Annotated in this window: 17 protein-coding genes; 7 read left to right on the top strand and 10 right to left on the bottom strand. The window is 71.2% G+C overall.

Annotated elements, in window-relative coordinates; all coding sequences use genetic code 11:
• Window positions 1–112 precede the first annotated feature (112 nt).
• From narI to BKA10_RS00790, 4 genes are read right to left on the bottom strand one after another with little or no spacing between them, the layout of a single operon-like run.
• The gene (gene narI / locus BKA10_RS00775; RefSeq protein ID WP_183500985.1) at window positions 113–862 is read right to left on the bottom strand and encodes a respiratory nitrate reductase subunit gamma; all 750 of its coding nucleotides are present in this window, start codon (window positions 860–862) and stop codon (window positions 113–115) included.
• A 5-nt stretch (window positions 863–867) separates the two neighbouring features.
• Window positions 868–1,569, bottom strand: coding sequence for a nitrate reductase molybdenum cofactor assembly chaperone (gene narJ, locus BKA10_RS00780; RefSeq protein ID WP_183498052.1), 702 nt, complete (start codon window positions 1,567–1,569; stop codon window positions 868–870).
• Window positions 1,566–3,230, bottom strand: a complete 1,665-nt coding sequence (narH, locus tag BKA10_RS00785) for a nitrate reductase subunit beta (RefSeq protein WP_183498054.1) — start codon at window positions 3,228–3,230, stop codon at window positions 1,566–1,568. The genes narJ and narH overlap by 4 nt, the downstream gene beginning before the upstream one ends.
• Window positions 3,230–6,973, bottom strand: coding sequence for a nitrate reductase subunit alpha (locus tag BKA10_RS00790; protein WP_183498056.1), 3,744 nt, complete (start codon window positions 6,971–6,973; stop codon window positions 3,230–3,232). The genes narH and BKA10_RS00790 overlap by 1 nt, the downstream gene beginning before the upstream one ends.
• 249 nt (window positions 6,974–7,222) lie before the next feature.
• On the opposite strand from BKA10_RS00790, the gene BKA10_RS00795 reads away from it, so the two are divergent.
• From BKA10_RS00795 to BKA10_RS00805, 3 genes are read left to right on the top strand one after another with little or no spacing between them, the layout of a single operon-like run.
• Window positions 7,223–8,455, top strand: coding sequence for an MFS transporter (locus tag BKA10_RS00795; RefSeq protein WP_183498058.1), 1,233 nt, complete (start codon window positions 7,223–7,225; stop codon window positions 8,453–8,455).
• A 36-nt stretch (window positions 8,456–8,491) separates the two neighbouring features.
• Window positions 8,492–8,968 carry a MogA/MoaB family molybdenum cofactor biosynthesis protein gene (locus BKA10_RS00800; protein WP_183498060.1) on the top strand — a complete coding sequence of 159 codons (477 nt, stop codon included), beginning with the start codon at window positions 8,492–8,494 and terminating at the stop codon, window positions 8,966–8,968.
• Window positions 8,968–9,396 carry a molybdenum cofactor biosynthesis protein MoaE gene (locus BKA10_RS00805; RefSeq protein WP_183498061.1) on the top strand — a complete coding sequence of 143 codons (429 nt, stop codon included), beginning with the start codon at window positions 8,968–8,970 and terminating at the stop codon, window positions 9,394–9,396. The genes BKA10_RS00800 and BKA10_RS00805 overlap by 1 nt, the downstream gene beginning before the upstream one ends.
• A 70-nt stretch (window positions 9,397–9,466) precedes the next feature.
• Here BKA10_RS00805 and BKA10_RS00810 read toward each other — a convergent pair whose 3' ends face one another.
• The 6 genes from BKA10_RS00810 to BKA10_RS00835 are packed head-to-tail and all read right to left on the bottom strand — an operon-like array spanning window position 9,467 to window position 13,381.
• Window positions 9,467–9,700 carry a MoaD/ThiS family protein gene (locus BKA10_RS00810; protein ID WP_183498063.1) on the bottom strand — a complete coding sequence of 78 codons (234 nt, stop codon included), beginning with the start codon at window positions 9,698–9,700 and terminating at the stop codon, window positions 9,467–9,469.
• Window positions 9,700–9,963, bottom strand: coding sequence for a DUF6457 domain-containing protein (locus BKA10_RS00815; protein WP_183498065.1), 264 nt, complete (start codon window positions 9,961–9,963; stop codon window positions 9,700–9,702). The genes BKA10_RS00810 and BKA10_RS00815 overlap by 1 nt, the downstream gene beginning before the upstream one ends.
• Window positions 9,960–10,580 (bottom strand): molybdenum cofactor guanylyltransferase, encoded by a 621-nt coding sequence (gene mobA, locus BKA10_RS00820; RefSeq protein WP_183498067.1) that lies wholly within the window; start codon window positions 10,578–10,580, stop codon window positions 9,960–9,962. The genes BKA10_RS00815 and mobA overlap by 4 nt, the downstream gene beginning before the upstream one ends.
• A complete protein-coding gene (gene moaC / locus BKA10_RS00825) occupies window positions 10,577–11,047 on the bottom strand; it encodes a cyclic pyranopterin monophosphate synthase MoaC (RefSeq protein ID WP_183498069.1) in 471 nt (156 codons plus the stop codon). The genes mobA and moaC overlap by 4 nt, the downstream gene beginning before the upstream one ends.
• A gap of 4 nt (window positions 11,048–11,051) precedes the next feature.
• Entirely contained in the window at window positions 11,052–12,290 is a 1,239-nt protein-coding gene (locus BKA10_RS00830; RefSeq protein ID WP_183498071.1) for a molybdopterin molybdotransferase MoeA, read from the bottom strand.
• A complete protein-coding gene (locus BKA10_RS00835; protein WP_183498073.1) occupies window positions 12,287–13,381 on the bottom strand; it encodes a ThiF family adenylyltransferase in 1,095 nt (364 codons plus the stop codon). Before BKA10_RS00835 ends, BKA10_RS00830 begins: the two co-directional genes overlap by 4 nt.
• A gap of 138 nt (window positions 13,382–13,519) precedes the next feature.
• Between BKA10_RS00835 and BKA10_RS00840 the strand changes: the two genes are divergently transcribed.
• From BKA10_RS00840 to BKA10_RS00855, 4 genes are read left to right on the top strand one after another with little or no spacing between them, the layout of a single operon-like run.
• A complete protein-coding gene (locus BKA10_RS00840; RefSeq protein ID WP_183498075.1) occupies window positions 13,520–13,912 on the top strand; it encodes a TOBE domain-containing protein in 393 nt (130 codons plus the stop codon).
• Between the two features lie 2 nt (window positions 13,913–13,914).
• Window positions 13,915–14,706, top strand: coding sequence for a molybdate ABC transporter substrate-binding protein (gene modA / locus BKA10_RS00845; RefSeq protein WP_183498077.1), 792 nt, complete (start codon window positions 13,915–13,917; stop codon window positions 14,704–14,706).
• A 5-nt stretch (window positions 14,707–14,711) separates the two neighbouring features.
• On the top strand, window positions 14,712–15,515 hold the full coding sequence (locus tag BKA10_RS00850; RefSeq protein WP_183498079.1) for an ABC transporter permease: 804 nt from the start codon (window positions 14,712–14,714) through the stop codon (window positions 15,513–15,515).
• The gene (locus tag BKA10_RS00855) at window positions 15,512–16,687 is read left to right on the top strand and encodes an ABC transporter ATP-binding protein (RefSeq protein ID WP_183498081.1); all 1,176 of its coding nucleotides are present in this window, start codon (window positions 15,512–15,514) and stop codon (window positions 16,685–16,687) included. Before BKA10_RS00850 ends, BKA10_RS00855 begins: the two co-directional genes overlap by 4 nt.
• The last annotated feature ends 21 nt before the right edge of the window (window positions 16,688–16,708 follow it).

Genomic DNA, 16,708 nt, shown 5'->3' on the forward strand with positions numbered 1-16,708 from the left:
TCTGACCACACTTGATGCGCAGAATCGCGCGAACTCCGCACCCGGTCGCGGGTTTCGATACGAACTTGGTGCGATTCTGCGGACTTCGTGACGGCGACCCGGGGCGTGAGACCTACAGCTTGTGGAGCTTCTCGGGGTCGGGCTGCTTGACGGGGTCCCAGCCGCGGCGCGTCGGGCGCTGGGGGCGGGCGGCGTCGCGCGACCGGTACACGACGTACGGGCGGAACAGGTAGCCCACCGGGGCCGAGAACACGTGCACGAGGCGCGTGAAGGGCCAGAGCGCGAACAGGAGGAACGCCGTGATGACGTGCAGCTGGAACAGGATCGGCACGTCGAGCATCAGCTCGGGCTGCGGCTGGAAACCGAGGATGCTGCGGATCCACGGCGAGACCGTCTCGCGGTAGTGGAATCCGCCGCCGAACACCTGGTGCACGACCGTGGCCGCCGTGCCGAACAGGAGTGTCGCGCCGAGGAACACGTACATCACCTTGTCCATCACCGTCGTGGCCAGGAACACCGGCCCGACCGTGCGGCGGCGGTAGATCAGGATCGCGAGACCGGCGAGGGTCAGCACGGCGGCCGCCGTGCCGAGCACCGTCGCGCCGATGTGGTAGATCTCCTCGGAGATGCCGATCGCGTAGAGCCACTCGCGGGGGATCAGCAGACCCACGACGTGCCCGGCGATGACCATCAGGATGCCGAAGTGGAACATCGGCGACCCCCAGCGCAGCAGCCGGTTCTCGTACGTCTGGCTCGACCGGGTGGTCCAGCCGAACTTGTCGTACCGGTAGCGCCAGATGTGGCCGACGATGAAGACCGCGATCGCCGCGTACGGCAGCGCGACCCAGAGGATGAACTGCAGGGCGTTCACGATTCCTCCTGCGAGACGGGACGGAAGGGGGCGAGCTGACCGAGGAAGCTGAGACCGACGGTCTCGGTGGGCGGCCCCTCGCTGATGAGATCGAGGAAGCGCTCGCGGGTGCGGGCGTCGATGGGCGGGAGTGACAGCGTGATCGTGCGCACCACCAGCGCCCACGGGCTGTCCATGCCCTCCAGCGCCGCGCGCAGCACTTCGATGCCTTCACGATGTGATGCGATGAGCGCGCCGGCGATCTCGGAGTCCGAGCGCGCCGAGAACTCCAGGACGGCCGGCAGATAGTCGGGCAGGTCGTCGGCGTCGAATTCCCAGCCCGCGGCGCGGTATGCCTCGAGGAAGGTGACCAGCGCCACTCCGCGGCGGCGGGTGTCGCCGGTCGCGTAGTAGCTCAGGTACAGGCTGCACTTGCGCTTCAGGTCGAACGTCGTGACGTACCGGCGCTGCCACTCGGTCGCCCCGGCGCGCCGGGCCTGGGCGATGAAGTCCTCGAACGGGCCGGCGATGGCAGACGGAAGCCCGACCAGGTGCGACTGCACCGCGTCCAGGCGCGCGAACCACGCGGCATCCGGGTAATCGAGCAGAAGCGAGGCGATCATGTGCACGTTCGCGCGCTGCGCGGCACTCAGCCGCACCGCCGCCAGCTCGGGCGGCAGGGCTTTTCGCGGAGTGACGCGGGTGACTGTCGGGCTCATGACTGGTCGTCCGGGCGTGCGCGCACGTCGTCAGCGGTGTCGGGCGGGAACAGGCCCTGGGGCGTGCCGTTGCCGTCCCAGTTGAGGAGGTTGACGCGGCCCGGCGTCGACGGGCGGTCGGCGGTCTGCCGGTCGGCGAGGATGTGGAAGTTCTCCACCGCGACGGGTACCGATGGACCGCTGGACGAGCCGAACGGGCCGGCGCCGCCCATGCCGGGGCCGCCGTCGAAGTCGAGCGAGCACGCCATCTCTTCCAGCTCGTGCGCCTGCTCGGTGTGCGCGGACGGGATGACGTAGCGCTCCTCGTACTTGGCGATCGCGAGCAGGCGGTACATCTCCTCGACCTCGGCGCCGGACATGCCGACCTCGTTCGCGATGCGCTCATCGCGCTCGTCGTCGATCGAGATGCCGCGCATGTACGAACGCATCGCCGCGAGCCGCCGCAGCGCGAAGTCGACGGGCGCGATGTCACCTGCGGTGAACAACTCGGCGAGGTAGCTGATCGGGATGCGCAGCTTGTCGATGGCCGCGAACAGCGTCCGCGCGTCCTCGCCGTCGTTGCCCGAGCCGGTCACGACGTCGACGACGGGGGAGAGCGGCGGGATGTACCAGACCATCGGCATCGTGCGGTACTCGGGGTGCAGCGGCAGCGCCACCTGGTACTGCATGAGCTTCCAGATCGGGCTGCGCTGGGCGGCCTCGATCCAGTCGTCCTGGATGCCCTCGCGCCGCGCCGCCGCGATCACCTCGGGGTCGTTCGGGTCGAGGATGATGTCGCGCTGCGCCTGCAGGAGGGCCTTGTCGTCCTCGACGCTGGCCGCCGCGGCGACGCGGTCTGCGTCGTACAGCACCAGGCCCAGGTAGCGCAGGCGCCCGACGCAGGTCTCGGAGCACACGGTGGGCAGACCCACCTCGATGCGCGGGTAGCACATCGTGCACTTCTCGGCCTTACCGGTGCGGTGGTTGAAGTACACCTTCTTGTAGGGACAGCCCGACACGCACATGCGCCAGCCGCGGCACTGGTCCTGGTCTACCAGGACGATGCCGTCCTCAGCCCGCTTGTACATCGCACCGGAGGGGCACGATGCCACGCACGACGGGTTCAGGCAGTGTTCGCAGATGCGCGGCAGGTAGAACATGAAGGCCTTCTCGAACTCGGCCTTCACCTCTTCGCTCATCTTCTGCAGGATCGGGTCGTCCTGCATCGTCTCCATCGAACCGCCCAGGTCGTCGTCCCAGTTCGCCGACCACGAGATCTTCATGTTCTCGCCGGTGAGCAGGCTCTTGGGGCGCGCGACCGGCACCTGCGCGCCCTTGGGCGCATTCAGGAGCATGTCGTAGTCGTAGGTCCACGGCTCGTAGTAGTCGTGGATCTCGGGCAGCTTCGGGTTGGAGAAGATGCGCGAGAGCTTCGCCAGCCGGCCGCCGCCCTTCAGCTTGAGACGGCCGCGCTTGGTGCGCTCCCAGCCGCCGCGCCACTTCTCCTGGTCCTCGTAGCCACGCGGGTAGCCCACGCCCGGACGGGTCTCGACGTTGTTGAACCACACGTACTCCACGCCGGTGCGGTTCGTCCACGCCTGCTTGCAGGTCACCGAGCAGGTGTGGCACCCGATGCACTTGTCGAGATTCATGATCATCGACATCTGCGCCATGACCTTCATCAGTACTCCACCTCCTGGCTGCGGCGACGGATCGAGGTGATCTCGTCGCGCTGGTTCCCGGTCGGGCCGAGATAGTTGAACGCCCATGCGAGCTGCGCGTAGCCGCCGATGAGGTGGCTCGGCTTGAGCAGGATCCGTGTCAGAGAGTTGTGGATGCCGCCGCGCAGACCGCTGGTCTCCGCGATCGGCACATCGACCGTACGATCCTTCGCGTGGTACATGTACACCGTGCCCTCCGGCATCCGGTGCGACACGATCGCCCGGGCGACCACGACCCCATTGCGGTTGTACGACTCGATCCACTCGTTGTCGCGGACGCCGATCTTGTCGGCGTCCTGCGGACTCATCCAGATCGTGGGGCCGCCGCGGGACAGCGAGAGCATGAACAGGTTGTCCTGGTACTCGGAGTGGATCGACCACTTCGAGTGGGGCGTCAGGTACCGCACCGTCACCTCGGTCTGGCCCGCGGCGCCCGGCCCGGCGACGCGACGGGTCGCGCCGACCTTGCCGTCGCCGAACAGGCGGTGCATGTCCAGCGGCGGACGGAACACCGGCAGGTTCTCGCCGAGCTCCTCCATCCAGTCGTGGTCGAGGTAGAAGTGCTGACGCCCGGTGAGGGTGTGCCACGGCTTGAGATGCTCGACGTTGATCGCGAAGGCCGTGTAGCGCCGGCCGCCGTGCTCCGACCCGGACCACTCCGGCGAGGTGATGACGCTGCGCGGCTGCACCTGCACGTCGGTGAAGGTGATGTGCGCGCCCTCGTGGTCTTCGGCCAGGTGCGCGATGCGCTGTCCGGTGCGCTTCTCGAGCTCCCGGAAGCCCTGCACGGCGAGGCGCCCGTTGCTGGTGCCCGAGAACGCGAGGATCATCTCGCACACGCGCTTGTCGGAGTCCAGCCGCACCGTCCCGGCGTAGGGGCCGGACGCCACGGTGCCGTTGACATGCGTGAGACGCTCGATCTCCTTGTCGGGGTGATAGGTGATCGCCTTGGTGGTCATGCCGAGCTTCGCCGTCAGCGGGCCCAGCGACTTCCACTTCTCGTAGAGGTTCGGGTAGTCGCGCTCGACGACGATGAGCTTGGCCATCGTCTTGCCCGGGATCAGCGGAAGACCGTCCACGACGGTGCCGTGCGGGGTCGACATGACGTCGGCCGTGTCGTGCTGCAGCGGCGAGGCCACCAGGTCCTTCCGCACGCCCAGGTGGGTCCGCGCGTACTCGCTGAACTTCTGTGCGAGGGCGCCGAACAGGTCGAAGTCGGTGCGGGTCTGCCACGGCGGGGTGATCGCCGGGGTGAACGCGTGGATGAACGGGTGCATGTCGGTCGAGGACAGGTCGTACTTCTCGTACCACGTGGCAGCCGGCAGCACGATGTCGCTGAACAGCGTCGTCGACGTCATGCGGAAGTCGGCGGTCATCAGCAGGTCGAGCTTGCCCTCGGGGGCCTTGTCGCGCCAGCGCATGTCGCGCGGTCGCGCGTCCTCCGGCGTCTCGGCGGCGCGGACGGCGGAGTCCGTGCCGAGCAGGTGCTTGAGGAAGTACTCGTTGCCCTTGCCCGACGAGCCGAGGATGTTCGCGCGCCAGACCAGCACGATGCGGGGGAAGTTCTCGGGGGCGTCGGGGTCTTCGACCGCGTACTCGAGGGAGCCGTCGGTGAGGCTGTCGACCACGTGCTGCGCGGGCTCCTTGCCCGCGGCCTCGGCTTCGTCGACCAGGTCGAGCGAGTTGCGCGAGAACGTCGGGTACGCCGGCATCCACCCCCGCTTGACGGACTCGACCATGCAGTCGGCCGTGGTGCGCCCGGTGAACGTGCCGCGCGCGAGCGGCGAGGCGAGCTGGTCGGCGGGCAGGCCGTCGTAGCGCCACTGGTCGGTGGCGAGGTACCAGAAGCCGGTGCCGATGTGCTGGCGGGGCGGGCGGTTCCAGTCGCCGGCGGTCGCGTACTGCGAGTAGCCGGTGATGGGCCGGACCTTCTCCTGACCGACGTAGTGCGCCCAGCCGCCGCCGTTGACGCCCTGGCATCCGGTCATCGTCGTCAGCGCGAGGAACGTGCGGTAGATGGTGTCGGAGTGGAACCAGTGGTTGGTGCCGGCGCCCATGAGGATCATGGAGCGGCCGCCCGAACGGTCGGCGTTGTCGGCGAACTCGCGGCCGATGCGGATCGCCTGCGCAGACGGGACCGAGGTGATCTCCTCCTGCCAGGCGGGGGTGCCGGGAGTCGACGGGTCGTCGTAGCCGGTCGGCCACTGGCCGGGCAGGCCCTCGCGACCCACGCCGTACTGGGCCAGCAGCAGGTCGAAGACCGTGGTGACGAGCTTGCCGGCGACGGTGCGGACCGGGACGCCGCGGACGACCACGCCGCTGCCGCCGGTGTGCTCGGACTCGGCGTCGGGGGTCAGATCGAACCGGGGCAGGAGCACCTCGGCCGACGCGGTGGTGTCAGCGAGGTCGGCCAGCGACAGCGGTGGCACGACGTCGCCGAGATCGAGATTCCACTTGCCTTCGTCCTCGGGTGTGAAACGGTGTCCGAGCGACCCGTTCGGCACGAAGGGGGCGCCGTGCTGGTCCAGCATCACCGTCTTGAAGTCGGCGCGCGCAGCCGCGGCATCCGTCCCACCCAGATCGCTCGCCGTCAGGAACTTGCCCGGCACGAGCCCGCCACCGTGCTCCTCCAGGGTCACCAGGTACGGCGAGTCGGTGTAGCGCTGCATGTAGTCCTCGAACCGCGGCGTGCGCTTGTGGACGTAGTGCTCGGTGAGGATGACGTGGCCCATCGACATGGCCAGGGCCGCGTCGGTGCCGGGATGGGGTGCGACCCACTCGTCGGCGAACTTGGTGTTGTCGGTGTAGTCGGGCGAGACGGTGATGACCTTCTGACCGCGGTAGCGTGCCTCGGCCATGAAGTGGGCGTCGGGCGTGCGGGTCACCGGCACGTTCGAGCCCCACATGATGAGGTAGCCGGCGTTCCACCAGTCGGCGGACTCGGGGACGTCGGTCTGGTCGCCGAACACCTGGGGGCTGGCGACCGGAAGGTCGGCGTACCAGTCGTAGAACGAGAGGATCGAGCCGCCCAGCAGGTTCAGGAACCGGGCGCCGGCGCCGTGGCTGACCATCGACATCGCGGGGATGGGGGAGAAGCCGGCGATGCGGTCGGGACCGTACTCCTTGACCGTGTGCACGTGTGCCGCCGCGGCGATCTCCATCGCCTCGTCCCACGTTGTGCGGATCAGACCGCCCTTGCCGCGGGCGGACTTGTAGCTGCGGGCCTTCTCGGGGTCCTCGACGATCGAGGCCCACGCGTCGACCGGGTCGGGGTGCGTGCGCTTGGCGTCGCGGTAGAGCTGAGCGAGCGTGTCGCGGATGTAGGGGTACCGCACGCGTGTGGGCGAGTACGTGTACCAGCTGAATGCGGCACCGCGGGGGCAGCCGCGGGGCTCGTACTCGGGGGAGTCCGGGCCGACGCTCGGGTAGTCGGTCTGCTGCGTCTCCCAGGTGATGATGCCGTCCTTGACATACACCTTCCACGAGCAGGAGCCGGTGCAGTTGACGCCGTGGGTGGAGCGGACGACCTTGTCGTGCGACCACCGGTCGCGGTAGAAGACGTCGCCGGAGCGTCCGCCTTCGAGGAACAGGGCGCGCAGATCCTCGCTGGTCTCACCGCGGCGCAGAAAACGCCCCATGTTCAGGAGCGTGTCGGCCAGCGGGCCGTCGGTCGCGGGATGGATCGCGCGTGTGTCGGGGGTCATGAGTCCTCCTGAAGGTGACCGGCTGACCCCAGTCTGGCGGCGTCGTACCGGGGTGTCCATCCCCCTCTCCCGTGTCAAATGAAACGGCTTCCAACTTAGGTTTGCCTTATCTGGACAGGGGTTTTGACACGGCCGGAGAGGGTGACGCGCGGGCGTGGCGCCGCTAGGTTGGGTCGCGATACGCCGGTCTGCCGGCGGTGACCGCTGTGACTGTTGTGGCCGCTGTGACGGCCCGACCGAGGAGACCGCATGTCGTCGAGCACCACCGAGAAACCGGCCACCGCCGCCGAGCCCGACCTGCGCGGAGGGCTGAGGCAGGTGATCCTCGCCACCCTCGCCTCGACCGTCGGATTCTGGGCCTGGATGGCGATCGCGCCGCTGCAGAACATCTACGCGACGGACATGGGGCTCGACCAGGGGCAGGTCTCGCTCATGCTCGCCATGCCGGTGCTGGTCGGCGCCCTCGGCCGCATCGTCGTCGGTGCGATGACCGACCGCTTCGGCGGCCGGAAGATGTTCACCCTCGTGCTGCTGGCCGCGGTGCCTCCGGTGCTGCTGGTGGCGCTGGCGGGCAGCATCGGCAGCTACTGGCTGCTGCTCGTGTCGGGATTCCTCCTCGGCGTCGCCGGCACGATCTTCGCGGTGGGCATCCCGTTCGCGAGCGCCTGGTTCCCGCCCGCACGGCGCGGCCTTGCCAACGGCATCTTCGGCATGGGCATGATCGGCACCGCGGTCTCGGCGTTCGCGACGCCCCGACTGGCCGAGGGCATCGGCTACCTGGCCACGCACCTGCTGATCGCGGCCGTGATGGTCGTGATGGCCGTGGTCGTGTGGTTCGGCATGCGCGAGTCGCCGGTGTGGAAGCCCAGCCACCAGGCGCTGATTCCCAAGGTCACCGGCGCGCTCAAGCTCGTCATCACCTGGCAGATGTCGTTCCTGTACGCGATCGTGTTCGGCGGGTTCGTCGCGTTCTCGACCTTCCTGCCGAAGTACCTCATGACCATCTATCCCGACGACGTGGATGCCGTGGGCGCCGGCACGCGCACAGCGCTGTTCGCGGCGGCCGCCGTCGTGGCGCGCCCGATCGGCGGTGTGCTCGCCGACCGCTTCGGTCCCAAGGTGATCTCGCTGGTGTCGCTGGCGGGCATCGTCGCCACCGCCTACATCGTGGGCCAGCAGCCCCCGGAGGGAGTGCTCACCGGCGTCGTGTTCATCCTGATGGCCGCGGCGATGGGCCTGGGAATGGGCGCAGTGTTCGCCTGGGTCGGTCCCTCCACACCGCCCGACAAGGTCGGCGCGGTGACCGGCGTGGTGGCCGCGGCCGGCGGCCTGGGCGGCTACTTCCCGCCGCTCGTGATGGGCGCGACCTACCAGGCCGAGACCAACTCGTATGCGCTGGGCCTGTGGCTGCTGGTGCTCGTCGGCGCCGCCGCGCTCGTGGTGGCCGGCATGTTGCGCGACGCCCGTGCCCCCAAGCCGTGAGCGGCCGTGCGCGGGCACCGCGCATAGGCTGAGGATATGGGTCTGAGTGCGCGCGTGATCACGGTCTCCGACCGGACGGCCCGCGGTGAGCGTGAGGACCGCAGCGGGCCGGTCGCGGTGACCGCGCTGCGCGACGCCGGCTTCTCCGCGGTCGATGCGGTCGTCATCCCCGACGGCGCCGACACCGTCGAGGCGGCACTGCGCGAGGCGCTCGCCGCCGGCATCCGGCTCATCGTCACGACCGGCGGCACCGGCATCTCGCCCCGCGACCGCACCCCCGAGGGCACGGCCCGCGTCCTCGACCGGGAGCTGCCCGGCATCGCCGAGGAGCTCCGTCGCCGCGACACGCTCGAGAAGCCGCACGGCATGCTGACCCGGGGGCTCGTCGGCACGGCATCCACCGCTCTCATCGTCAACCTCCCGGGGTCACCCGCCGCCGTCGCGGTGGGCATGCCGGTCGTGCTGTCGGTGGCAACGCACGTTCTGGATCAGCTCGACGGCGGTGACCACTGATGGCCGATGTGCGCATCGCGCGGATCAGCGAGACGGCCCTCGACGTCGCCGCTCACCTGGCGGCCGTCGACGATCCGGCCGCCGGCGCGGTGGCGAGCTTCATCGGCACGGTGCGCGATCATGATCCGGATGCCGCGACGCCGGTCGTCGCGCTGGAATACACCGCGCACCCCGATGCGCAGGCGACGCTGCGTGACATCGCGCTGCGGGCCGCCGGCGACCGGGAGGCGATCATGGCGGTCAGTCACCGTATCGGGCGGCTCGCGGTCGGAGACGCGGCGGTGGTGATCGCGGTCGCGACGCCGCACCGGGCCGAGTCGTTCGAGATCTGCCGCGAGGTGATCGAGGACATCAAGCGGTCGCTCCCGGTCTGGAAGCGGCAGGTCGAGGCCGATGGCACGACGGCCTGGAAGGGCCTCGGGGGATAGCCCGGGTACGCACCCGGCGCCGTGGATGCGCGCTCGGCGCCGTCGAGGGCGACGCGGTGCTCGGCGCCGGTCAGCCGCCCGCGAACGGGGGCAGGACGTCGACCAGCGCGTCCGCGCCCAGCGGGGCGTCGTCGCCCACCCGGGAGCCGTCGACCAGCACGGCGCAGCGCGGCAGGATGCCGCCCAAGCCCGGCCGCTCGGTCGCCAGCGCGGTGCGCAGGGCGCCGAGGGTCGCCTCGGCTCTGTGCTCTTCGGCGCGGCCGGCCATCTCCTCCGCAGCCGCGAAGTAACGGACGCGGACCATCAGTTCTCCCAGGTGCCGGCGAGTTCGGTGATCGCCGCGGCAGCGGCCCGCACGTCGGCGGGCGAGCCGCCCGCACGTCCGGCGACCAGTCCCGCGGCGAAGGCGCTGAACGGCGCGGCGGGGCGTGCGACGCCCACCGCGACATCGCGCGCGAGGTCGAGGATCAGCGAGATCGGCAGATCCTCCTCAGCGAGTCCGAACCGCTCGCGCAGTGCCGCGGCCCACGCGTCGAGGGCCTCGGGCGGAAGGGTCTTCTCACTCATGATCGCTCCTCATCCGGCCCGCCGTACTGCGCGCGGGCCCTGTACAGATCTTCCCATGTATCCACATCGGCGGTCTCGTCCGCCGGGGCGGTGACCACCGCGATCGCAAGGTCGGCCAGCAGGTCGCGCATCGATGCGCCCGCCCCGGCGTCGGGCAGCGCGGCGGCCGCCCGCCGCAGCGCCGCCGTCCGGTACGCGCCGGTCAGCCACTGCGGCCGTGACGTCGGGTCGGCCAGGCAGACGCCGTCGGTGTCGGCCGGCAGCAGCGGCAGATCGCGCAGTACGCGTGCGATCGCGTCACCGGCCCGGGGCAGGTCGCAGGCCAGCAGCACGGTCCACTCGGGCAGCGCCGCGGCATCCACGTTCCCGGATTCGCCGAGCGCCCCGACCCCTGCCACGACGGCGGCGGCCGGTCCGCCGAACCTCGGCTGCTCGCGCACCCACCGCACGCCCGTCACCCCGGCCACCGGGTCACTCACGATGACCACCGGCGCACAGCCGTCCACCGCCGCCAGCGCATGCTGCAGCAGCGACCGTCCACCCACTTCGAGCTGCGGCTTGTCGCGGCCACCCAGCCGCGTCGCGCGGCCGCCGGCGAGCAGGATCGCGGCCGTCATTCCGGGCGGACCCAGTCGCCGCTCTTGCCGCCCGTCTTCGCCGTGATCCGCACGTTCTCGATCGACGTGCCCTTGTCCATGCCTTTGACCATGTCGACCACGGCCAGTCCGGCGACGGACACCGCAGTGAGGGCCTCCATCTCGACGCCCGTGCGGTCGGCGGTGCGCACTGTGGCCGAGATCTCGACGCCGTCGCCGGTCACCTCGAGGTCGACGACCGCGCCGTGCACGCCGATGACGTGCGCGAGCGGCAGCAGGGCGGGCGTCTGCTTCGCGGCTTGGATGCCGGCGATCCGCGCGACGGCCAGGACATCGCCCTTGGGCACCGTGCCCCCGCGCAACGCTGAGACGACCTCGGGGGCGCAGCGCACGAAGCCGCGCGCCGTCGCCGAGCGGACGGTCGGCTGCTTGGCGGTCACGTCGACCATGCGCGCGTGGCCGGCGTCGTCCAGGTGTGTGAAGCTCATGTGCTCATCCTTCCAAGGTCCAGACATCGACCTCGTCGCCTGCGGCGACGGCATCCACCTCGGCGGGGACGACGACGTACGCCTCGGCCGCACCCAGGCCGCCGGCGCGGTGCGAGCCCGAGCCGCCCGCGGTCGCGGGGCCCGCGGTCCAGCGCGACGGGTCGGAGCGGTCGATCGTCGCGGGCAGGTACTGACGCCGGTTCGGCGGGGTCTTCCAGGCGGTGGATGCCGGCAGGCGCAGCACCGGCCGCGCCAGCGCCGCGCGCCCCTGCATCGCCAGCAGCGCCGGCCGGACGAACACCTCGAACGACACCGCCGCGCTGACCGGATTGCCCGGGAGCCCGAACAGGAGCGCGCCGGACGGTGCGACGCCGAACCCCTGCGGCTTGCCGGGCTGCATCGCGACCTTGGAGAAGGTCATCGTGCCGGCCAGCTCGTTCTTGACGACCTCGTAGGCGCCGGCGCTGACCCCACCCGAGAAGATGACGGCATCGACCTCGTCGAGCACGCCGGCCAGCACATCGCGCAGCTGCGAGCCCTCGTCGTCGACGCTCGTCCGCAGCACGAGGTCGGCACCGGCCTCGGCGACGAGTCCGGCCAGCAGCACGCTGTTCGACTCGGGGATCTGGCCGCGCCGGAGCGGAGAGCCCGGGGCGACCAGCTCGGTGCCGGTCGAGATCACCGCGACGCGCGGGCACCGCGAGACGACGACCTCCGCGACCCCGGCGGCCCCAGCCGCGCCCTGCTGCCACGCGCCGAAGACCACTCCGGCCGGCAGCACCTCGTCGCCGGCGCGCAGGTCTTCGCCCGCCCGGCGGATGTGCGCACCCGCCTTCGCCGGTGCGCGCTGCACGGTGACGGTGCCGAGCGAATCGGCGAGGCCGCCGGCGGTGTCTTCGAACGGCACGATGGCGTCGGCATCGGCCGGCACCGGCGAACCGGTCATGATCCGCGCGGCCTCACCGGCACGCAGCGCCGGATCGTCGGCAGTGCCGGCGGGAAGATCGGCGACCACGGTCAGCGCGACGGGCGCCGCGCCGGTGGCATCGGTCACATCGGCGAACCGCACCGCGAACCCGTCCATCGCCGAGTTGTCGAACACCGGGATGTCGACGGCCGCGCGCACCGGCTGCCGCAGCGTGCGGCCGCGGGCCTCGGGCACCGGCAGCGTCTCGACCTCGAGTAGGCGCGTGGATGCCAGGACCCGGGCCAGCTGCTCCTCGACGGCGATCGGTGCGGTCATGACGCCCAGGCGGCCAGGCCGCCGGCGAGCACCGATGCCTCGACGCCGCGGGCGCGGAGGACTTCGGCGGCCCGCTGGGCGCGGACGCCGTGGGCGCAGATCACCACGACCTGATCACCCTCGACCTGCCCCGGGTCGGCGAAGAAGTCGGCCAGGGGGATGACCACCGACTCGGCGACGATGCCGGTCGCGGTCTCGAAGGGTTCGCGGACGTCGAGCAGTGTCGCGCCGGCCGCCTGCGCGGCGAGCATCTCTTCGGCGGTCAGCTGCGGGATCTCGAGGGTGGGCTCCGGGGTCATGGCGTCCAATCGGGGTTCGGTGATCGCGGCGGGGGCGAGGGGGATCTCGCGCTGCGTCCCGCGCAGGCTGTCGATGACGGCGACCCGTCCGAGGAGGGGTTCGCCGATGCCGGTGATGAGTTTGATGGCCTCGGTGGCGAGCATGCCGCCGACCTGCAGGCACAGGGCTCCGAGCACGCCGACCGCGCTGCACGAGGGCGGTTCGCCGATGCTGCCCGGGGGGTACAGGTCACGCAGGCGCACCGGGGTCGTGCCGGCGGGAGGCGCCGACCAGAACACCGTGACCTGTGCGTGGAACTCCTGCAGCACCCCCCACACGAGGGCAATGCCGAGCGCCTCGCACGCGGCGGCGACGTCGGTGCGGGTCGCGAAGGTGTCGCTGCCGTCGACGACGAGGTCGGCGCCGGCCAGCAGGCCGGCGGCATTGTCGCCGGTCAGTCGTGTGGGCACCGCGTGGACGACGGTCTCCGGTGAGAGATCGGCGGCGGCGCGCACGGCCGAGTCGAGCTTGGCGGCCCCGATGTCGGCGTGGCGGTGCAGGATCTGGCGGTGCAGGTTGGTGGCCTCCACGATGTCGTCGTCGATCACCGTGAGGGTGCCGACTCCGGCCGCCGCCAGGGCGAGGATGACGGGGCTGCCCAGGCCCCCGGCACCGATGACGGCGACGTGCGCGGCGGCGAGGCGGCGCTGACCGATCTCGCCGAAGCCGGCGAGCGTCGCGTGCCGCAGCGTGCGCTCGCGCTCGGCCGGTGACAGCGCGGCGACGGGCTCGACGAGCGGGGCAAGGGGCATGTCCCCAGCGTAATCGGCCGGGCAAGGCGCGGCGCGGTGCATGACCGGGAATTAGCGCGGTCGAGTGGATGCCGCTGTTCCGCAGGTGCGCAATAAACACGGCTCAGTGCATGCAAGTGCGGTGCTAGCGTGGCATTCATGCAGAGCTTCCGCATCGCCCAGGCCGCCCAGCTGCTGGGTGTGAGCGACGACACGGTGCGCCGGTGGGTCGACCGCGGCGTGCTGCCGACGACGGGGGAGACCCCGACGACCATCCCGGGGGATGCGCTGGCCGCGCACGCCGTCGAGCTGCGGCAGGCGGCCGCCGATCCGACCGATGTGCTCTCGAGCGCCCGCAACCGGTTCGTGGGTCTGGTCACCCGCGTCCAGGTGGACGGGGTCATGGCGCAGGTCGACATCCAGGCGGGACCCCACCGGGTCGTGTCGCTGCTGTCGGCCGAAGCGGTGCGAGAGCTCGGCCTGGAACCCGGGTCGCTCGCGGTCGCCGTCATCAAAGCCACCAACGTCATCGTCGAAACCCCAGGAGACTGAGAATGCGTCGTGCCCTTCCCTTCACCGCCCTGCTCGCGGCCGTTGTGCTGACGGCGGGCTGCGCGAGCACTCCCGCGGCACCCGCCGCCACCGATCCGGCGCCGCCGGCCGCGGAGGAGCTGACGGGCGAGGTGACGGTCTTCGCCGCGGCGTCGCTGACAGCCTCGTTCGACGACCTCGCCGCCGCATTCACCGCGGAGCACCCGGCCGTGCAGATCGTGCCCAGCTACGACGGATCGTCCACGCTGGCGACGCAGATCATCGAGGGCGCCCCGGTCGACGTGTTCGCCTCGGCCGACGAGGCCAACATGCAGAAGGTCGTGGATGCGGGCCTGGCCGCAGACCCGCAGCTGTTCGCCACCAACACGCTGACCATCGTGGTGCCCGCCGGCAACCCCGCCGGCATCACCGGGATCGAGGACTTCGCCGATGAGTCGCTCACCATCGTGCTGTGCGCGCCGGAGGTGCCCTGCGGTGCGGCGTCGGAGAAGGTCTTCGCGGCGGCCGGGGTCACGGCATCCGTCGACAGCTTCGAGCAGAACGTGACCGCCGTGCTGACCAAGGTCGCCACCGGCGAGGCCGACGCCGGCCTCGTGTACGTGACCGATGCCGCGATCGGTGCCGGTGATGTCGACACCGTCAAGACGACAGGTGCCGACGCGGTCGTCAACCGCTACCCGCTGGTCGTTCTCGATTCAGCGCCGAACGCCGACGCCGCCGCGGCGTTCGCCGAGTTCGTCGTGGGCGAGGCCGGGCAGACGGTCCTTGCGGAGTACGGCTTCGGCGCACCGTGAGTTCGGTGGATCGCGATGTGCGCGGGTTCGTCCCGCAGATCCTCGTGGTCCCGGCGGTCATCGGGATCGCACTGCTGGTCGTCCCGCTCGGCGCACTGATCGGGCGGGTCGACTGGTCGACGCTGTGGGCTGACATCACCGATCCCGCCGCACTGTCGGCGCTGAGCCTGTCGCTGCGCACGGCGCTGGTCGCGACGATCGTGTGTCTTGTCCTCGGCGTGCCGCTCGCCCTGACGATCGCCCGTGCCGGGGCGCGGACGGCCGCGGTCCTCCGGGCCGTGGTGACCGTGCCGCTCGTTCTGCCGCCCATGGTCGGCGGTGTCGCACTGCTGTTCCTGTTCGGCCGCACCGGGTGGCTCGGGCCCGTGCTGGCCGGCTGGGGCATCCAGATCCCCTTCTCCACGACCGCCGTCGTGCTGGCGCAGGTGTTCGTCGCGATGCCGTTCCTGGTGCTCGCCCTCGAAGGAGCGCTGCGTTCCACGGGCGTCGGCTACGAAGAGGCCGCGGCCGCGCTCGGCGCCGGCCGGTGGACGATCCTGTGGCGGGTCACGCTGCCCCTGGCGGCGCCGGGGCTCGTGGCCGGCACCGTGCTGTGCTTCGCGCGGGCGGTCGGCGAATTCGGTGCGACCGCGCTGTTCGCCGGCAACGCGCCGGGCACCACCCGGACCATGCCCCTCGCGATCTACACCGCGTTCAACGGGGCAGGCGTCTCGCAGGGGACGGCGGTCGCCCTCGCCCTCCTGCTGCTGGTGACCGCCGTCGCGGTACTCGTGCTCGTGCGGGCCTGGCGACCCGGGGCGATCCGATGACCGGGGGCGCCGCGGCGCTCGGCGCCGGGACGGGTGCGACGGCGGCCGGGCCCGCCGCCCTCGACGCGCGGGTCATGGTGACCCGCAAGGGCTTCGGGCTGGATGCGGTCATCTCGGCTACTCCGGGTGAGACGATCGCGATCATGGGCCCGAGCGGCGCCGGCAAGTCCACCCTGCTGTCGGCGATCGCCGGTCTCGTGCGGCTGAGCGGCGGTTACGTGCGCGTGGCGGGTCGTGTGGTGTCGGGGCGGGTGGATGCCGGTGGCTCGGCGCGATCGCGCGGCATGAGTGTTCCCCCGAACAAGCGCGGGGTCGTGCTGCTGGGCCAGGATGCACGCCTGTTCCCGCACATGACCGCGCGCGACAATGTCGCCTTCGCGCTTCGTACGCATGGGGTGGCGCGGGACATCGCGGCCAACCAGGCCGACGAGCTCCTGTGGCGGGTCGGGCTTCCGGGCCTCGGCGGTCAGCGCCCCGCGGGCCTGTCCGGCGGGCAGCAGCAGCGGGTCGCCCTCGCTCGCGCGCTGGCGGCGCAGCCTCAGCTGCTTCTGCTCGACGAGCCGCTCACATCGCTCGACCCGGTGACGGCAGCCGGCATCCGTGCGGTGATCGCGGAACTGCGCGTCGGCATCACCACCGTGCTGGTGACACACGACGCCGTGGATGCGGCCGCGCTCGCCTCGCGCGTGCTCGTGCTCGAGGACGGGCGGGTGTCGCAGGACGCGCCGGCCCGCGAGGTGTTCGCCCGTCCGGCGACGGCGTTCGCCGCGAGTCTCGCCGGGCTCAACCGGGTCGTCGGGCAGGGCGTGCGCGGAGCGTGGACCGACGATGACCGGCGCGTAGTGCTGCCGGGTGCGACCGCGGCATCCGTCCCCGACGGAGGGGGACTGGCTGCCGTCTTCCGCCCGTCCGCGGTGTCGGTGAGCCGCGTCGACGTGCCGTCGTGGACGGCCGCGCTGCGGGTGGAGCGCGAGCGCGCGCGGGTGCCGGGGGAGTGGCTGACGCGGATCGAGCGGCTCGAGCAGACCCCGTCGGGGGTGCGTGTTCACACCGCGACCCCCGCAGTGGTGGCCGAGGTCCCGGTCGAGGATGTCGCGGAGCTGGGTCTGGCGCCGGGGGTGCCGGTGCGGTTGCGGGTCGCTGCCGAGAATGTGCGGCTGCTGGCGATCTGAAGCGCATGCCGGTGCGAGAAT

The sequence above is a fragment of the Microbacterium invictum genome, from assembly GCF_014197265.1.
GTDB classification, from domain to species: Bacteria; Actinomycetota; Actinomycetes; order Actinomycetales; family Microbacteriaceae; genus Microbacterium; species Microbacterium invictum.

What these genes read in the sequence shown, in the direction of transcription:
- narJ (WP_183498052.1), bottom strand. Translation starts at nt 1,569, where the DNA reads ATGAGCCCGACAGTCACCCGCGTCACTCCGCGAAAAGCCCTGCCGCCC.
- narH (WP_183498054.1), bottom strand. Translation starts at nt 3,230, where the DNA reads ATGAAGGTCATGGCGCAGATGTCGATGATCATGAATCTCGACAAGTGC.
- BKA10_RS00790 (WP_183498056.1), bottom strand. Translation starts at nt 6,973, where the DNA reads ATGACCCCCGACACACGCGCGATCCATCCCGCGACCGACGGCCCGCTG.
- BKA10_RS00795 (WP_183498058.1), top strand. Translation starts at nt 7,223, where the DNA reads ATGTCGTCGAGCACCACCGAGAAACCGGCCACCGCCGCCGAGCCCGAC.
- BKA10_RS00800 (WP_183498060.1), top strand. Translation starts at nt 8,492, where the DNA reads ATGGGTCTGAGTGCGCGCGTGATCACGGTCTCCGACCGGACGGCCCGC.
- BKA10_RS00805 (WP_183498061.1), top strand. Translation starts at nt 8,968, where the DNA reads ATGGCCGATGTGCGCATCGCGCGGATCAGCGAGACGGCCCTCGACGTC.
- BKA10_RS00810 (WP_183498063.1), bottom strand. Translation starts at nt 9,700, where the DNA reads ATGGTCCGCGTCCGTTACTTCGCGGCTGCGGAGGAGATGGCCGGCCGC.
- BKA10_RS00815 (WP_183498065.1), bottom strand. Translation starts at nt 9,963, where the DNA reads ATGAGTGAGAAGACCCTTCCGCCCGAGGCCCTCGACGCGTGGGCCGCG.
- mobA (WP_183498067.1), bottom strand. Translation starts at nt 10,580, where the DNA reads ATGACGGCCGCGATCCTGCTCGCCGGCGGCCGCGCGACGCGGCTGGGT.
- moaC (WP_183498069.1), bottom strand. Translation starts at nt 11,047, where the DNA reads ATGAGCTTCACACACCTGGACGACGCCGGCCACGCGCGCATGGTCGAC.
- BKA10_RS00830 (WP_183498071.1), bottom strand. Translation starts at nt 12,290, where the DNA reads ATGACCGCACCGATCGCCGTCGAGGAGCAGCTGGCCCGGGTCCTGGCA.
- BKA10_RS00835 (WP_183498073.1), bottom strand. Translation starts at nt 13,381, where the DNA reads ATGCCCCTTGCCCCGCTCGTCGAGCCCGTCGCCGCGCTGTCACCGGCC.
- BKA10_RS00840 (WP_183498075.1), top strand. Translation starts at nt 13,520, where the DNA reads ATGCAGAGCTTCCGCATCGCCCAGGCCGCCCAGCTGCTGGGTGTGAGC.
- modA (WP_183498077.1), top strand. Translation starts at nt 13,915, where the DNA reads ATGCGTCGTGCCCTTCCCTTCACCGCCCTGCTCGCGGCCGTTGTGCTG.
- BKA10_RS00855 (WP_183498081.1), top strand. Translation starts at nt 15,512, where the DNA reads ATGACCGGGGGCGCCGCGGCGCTCGGCGCCGGGACGGGTGCGACGGCG.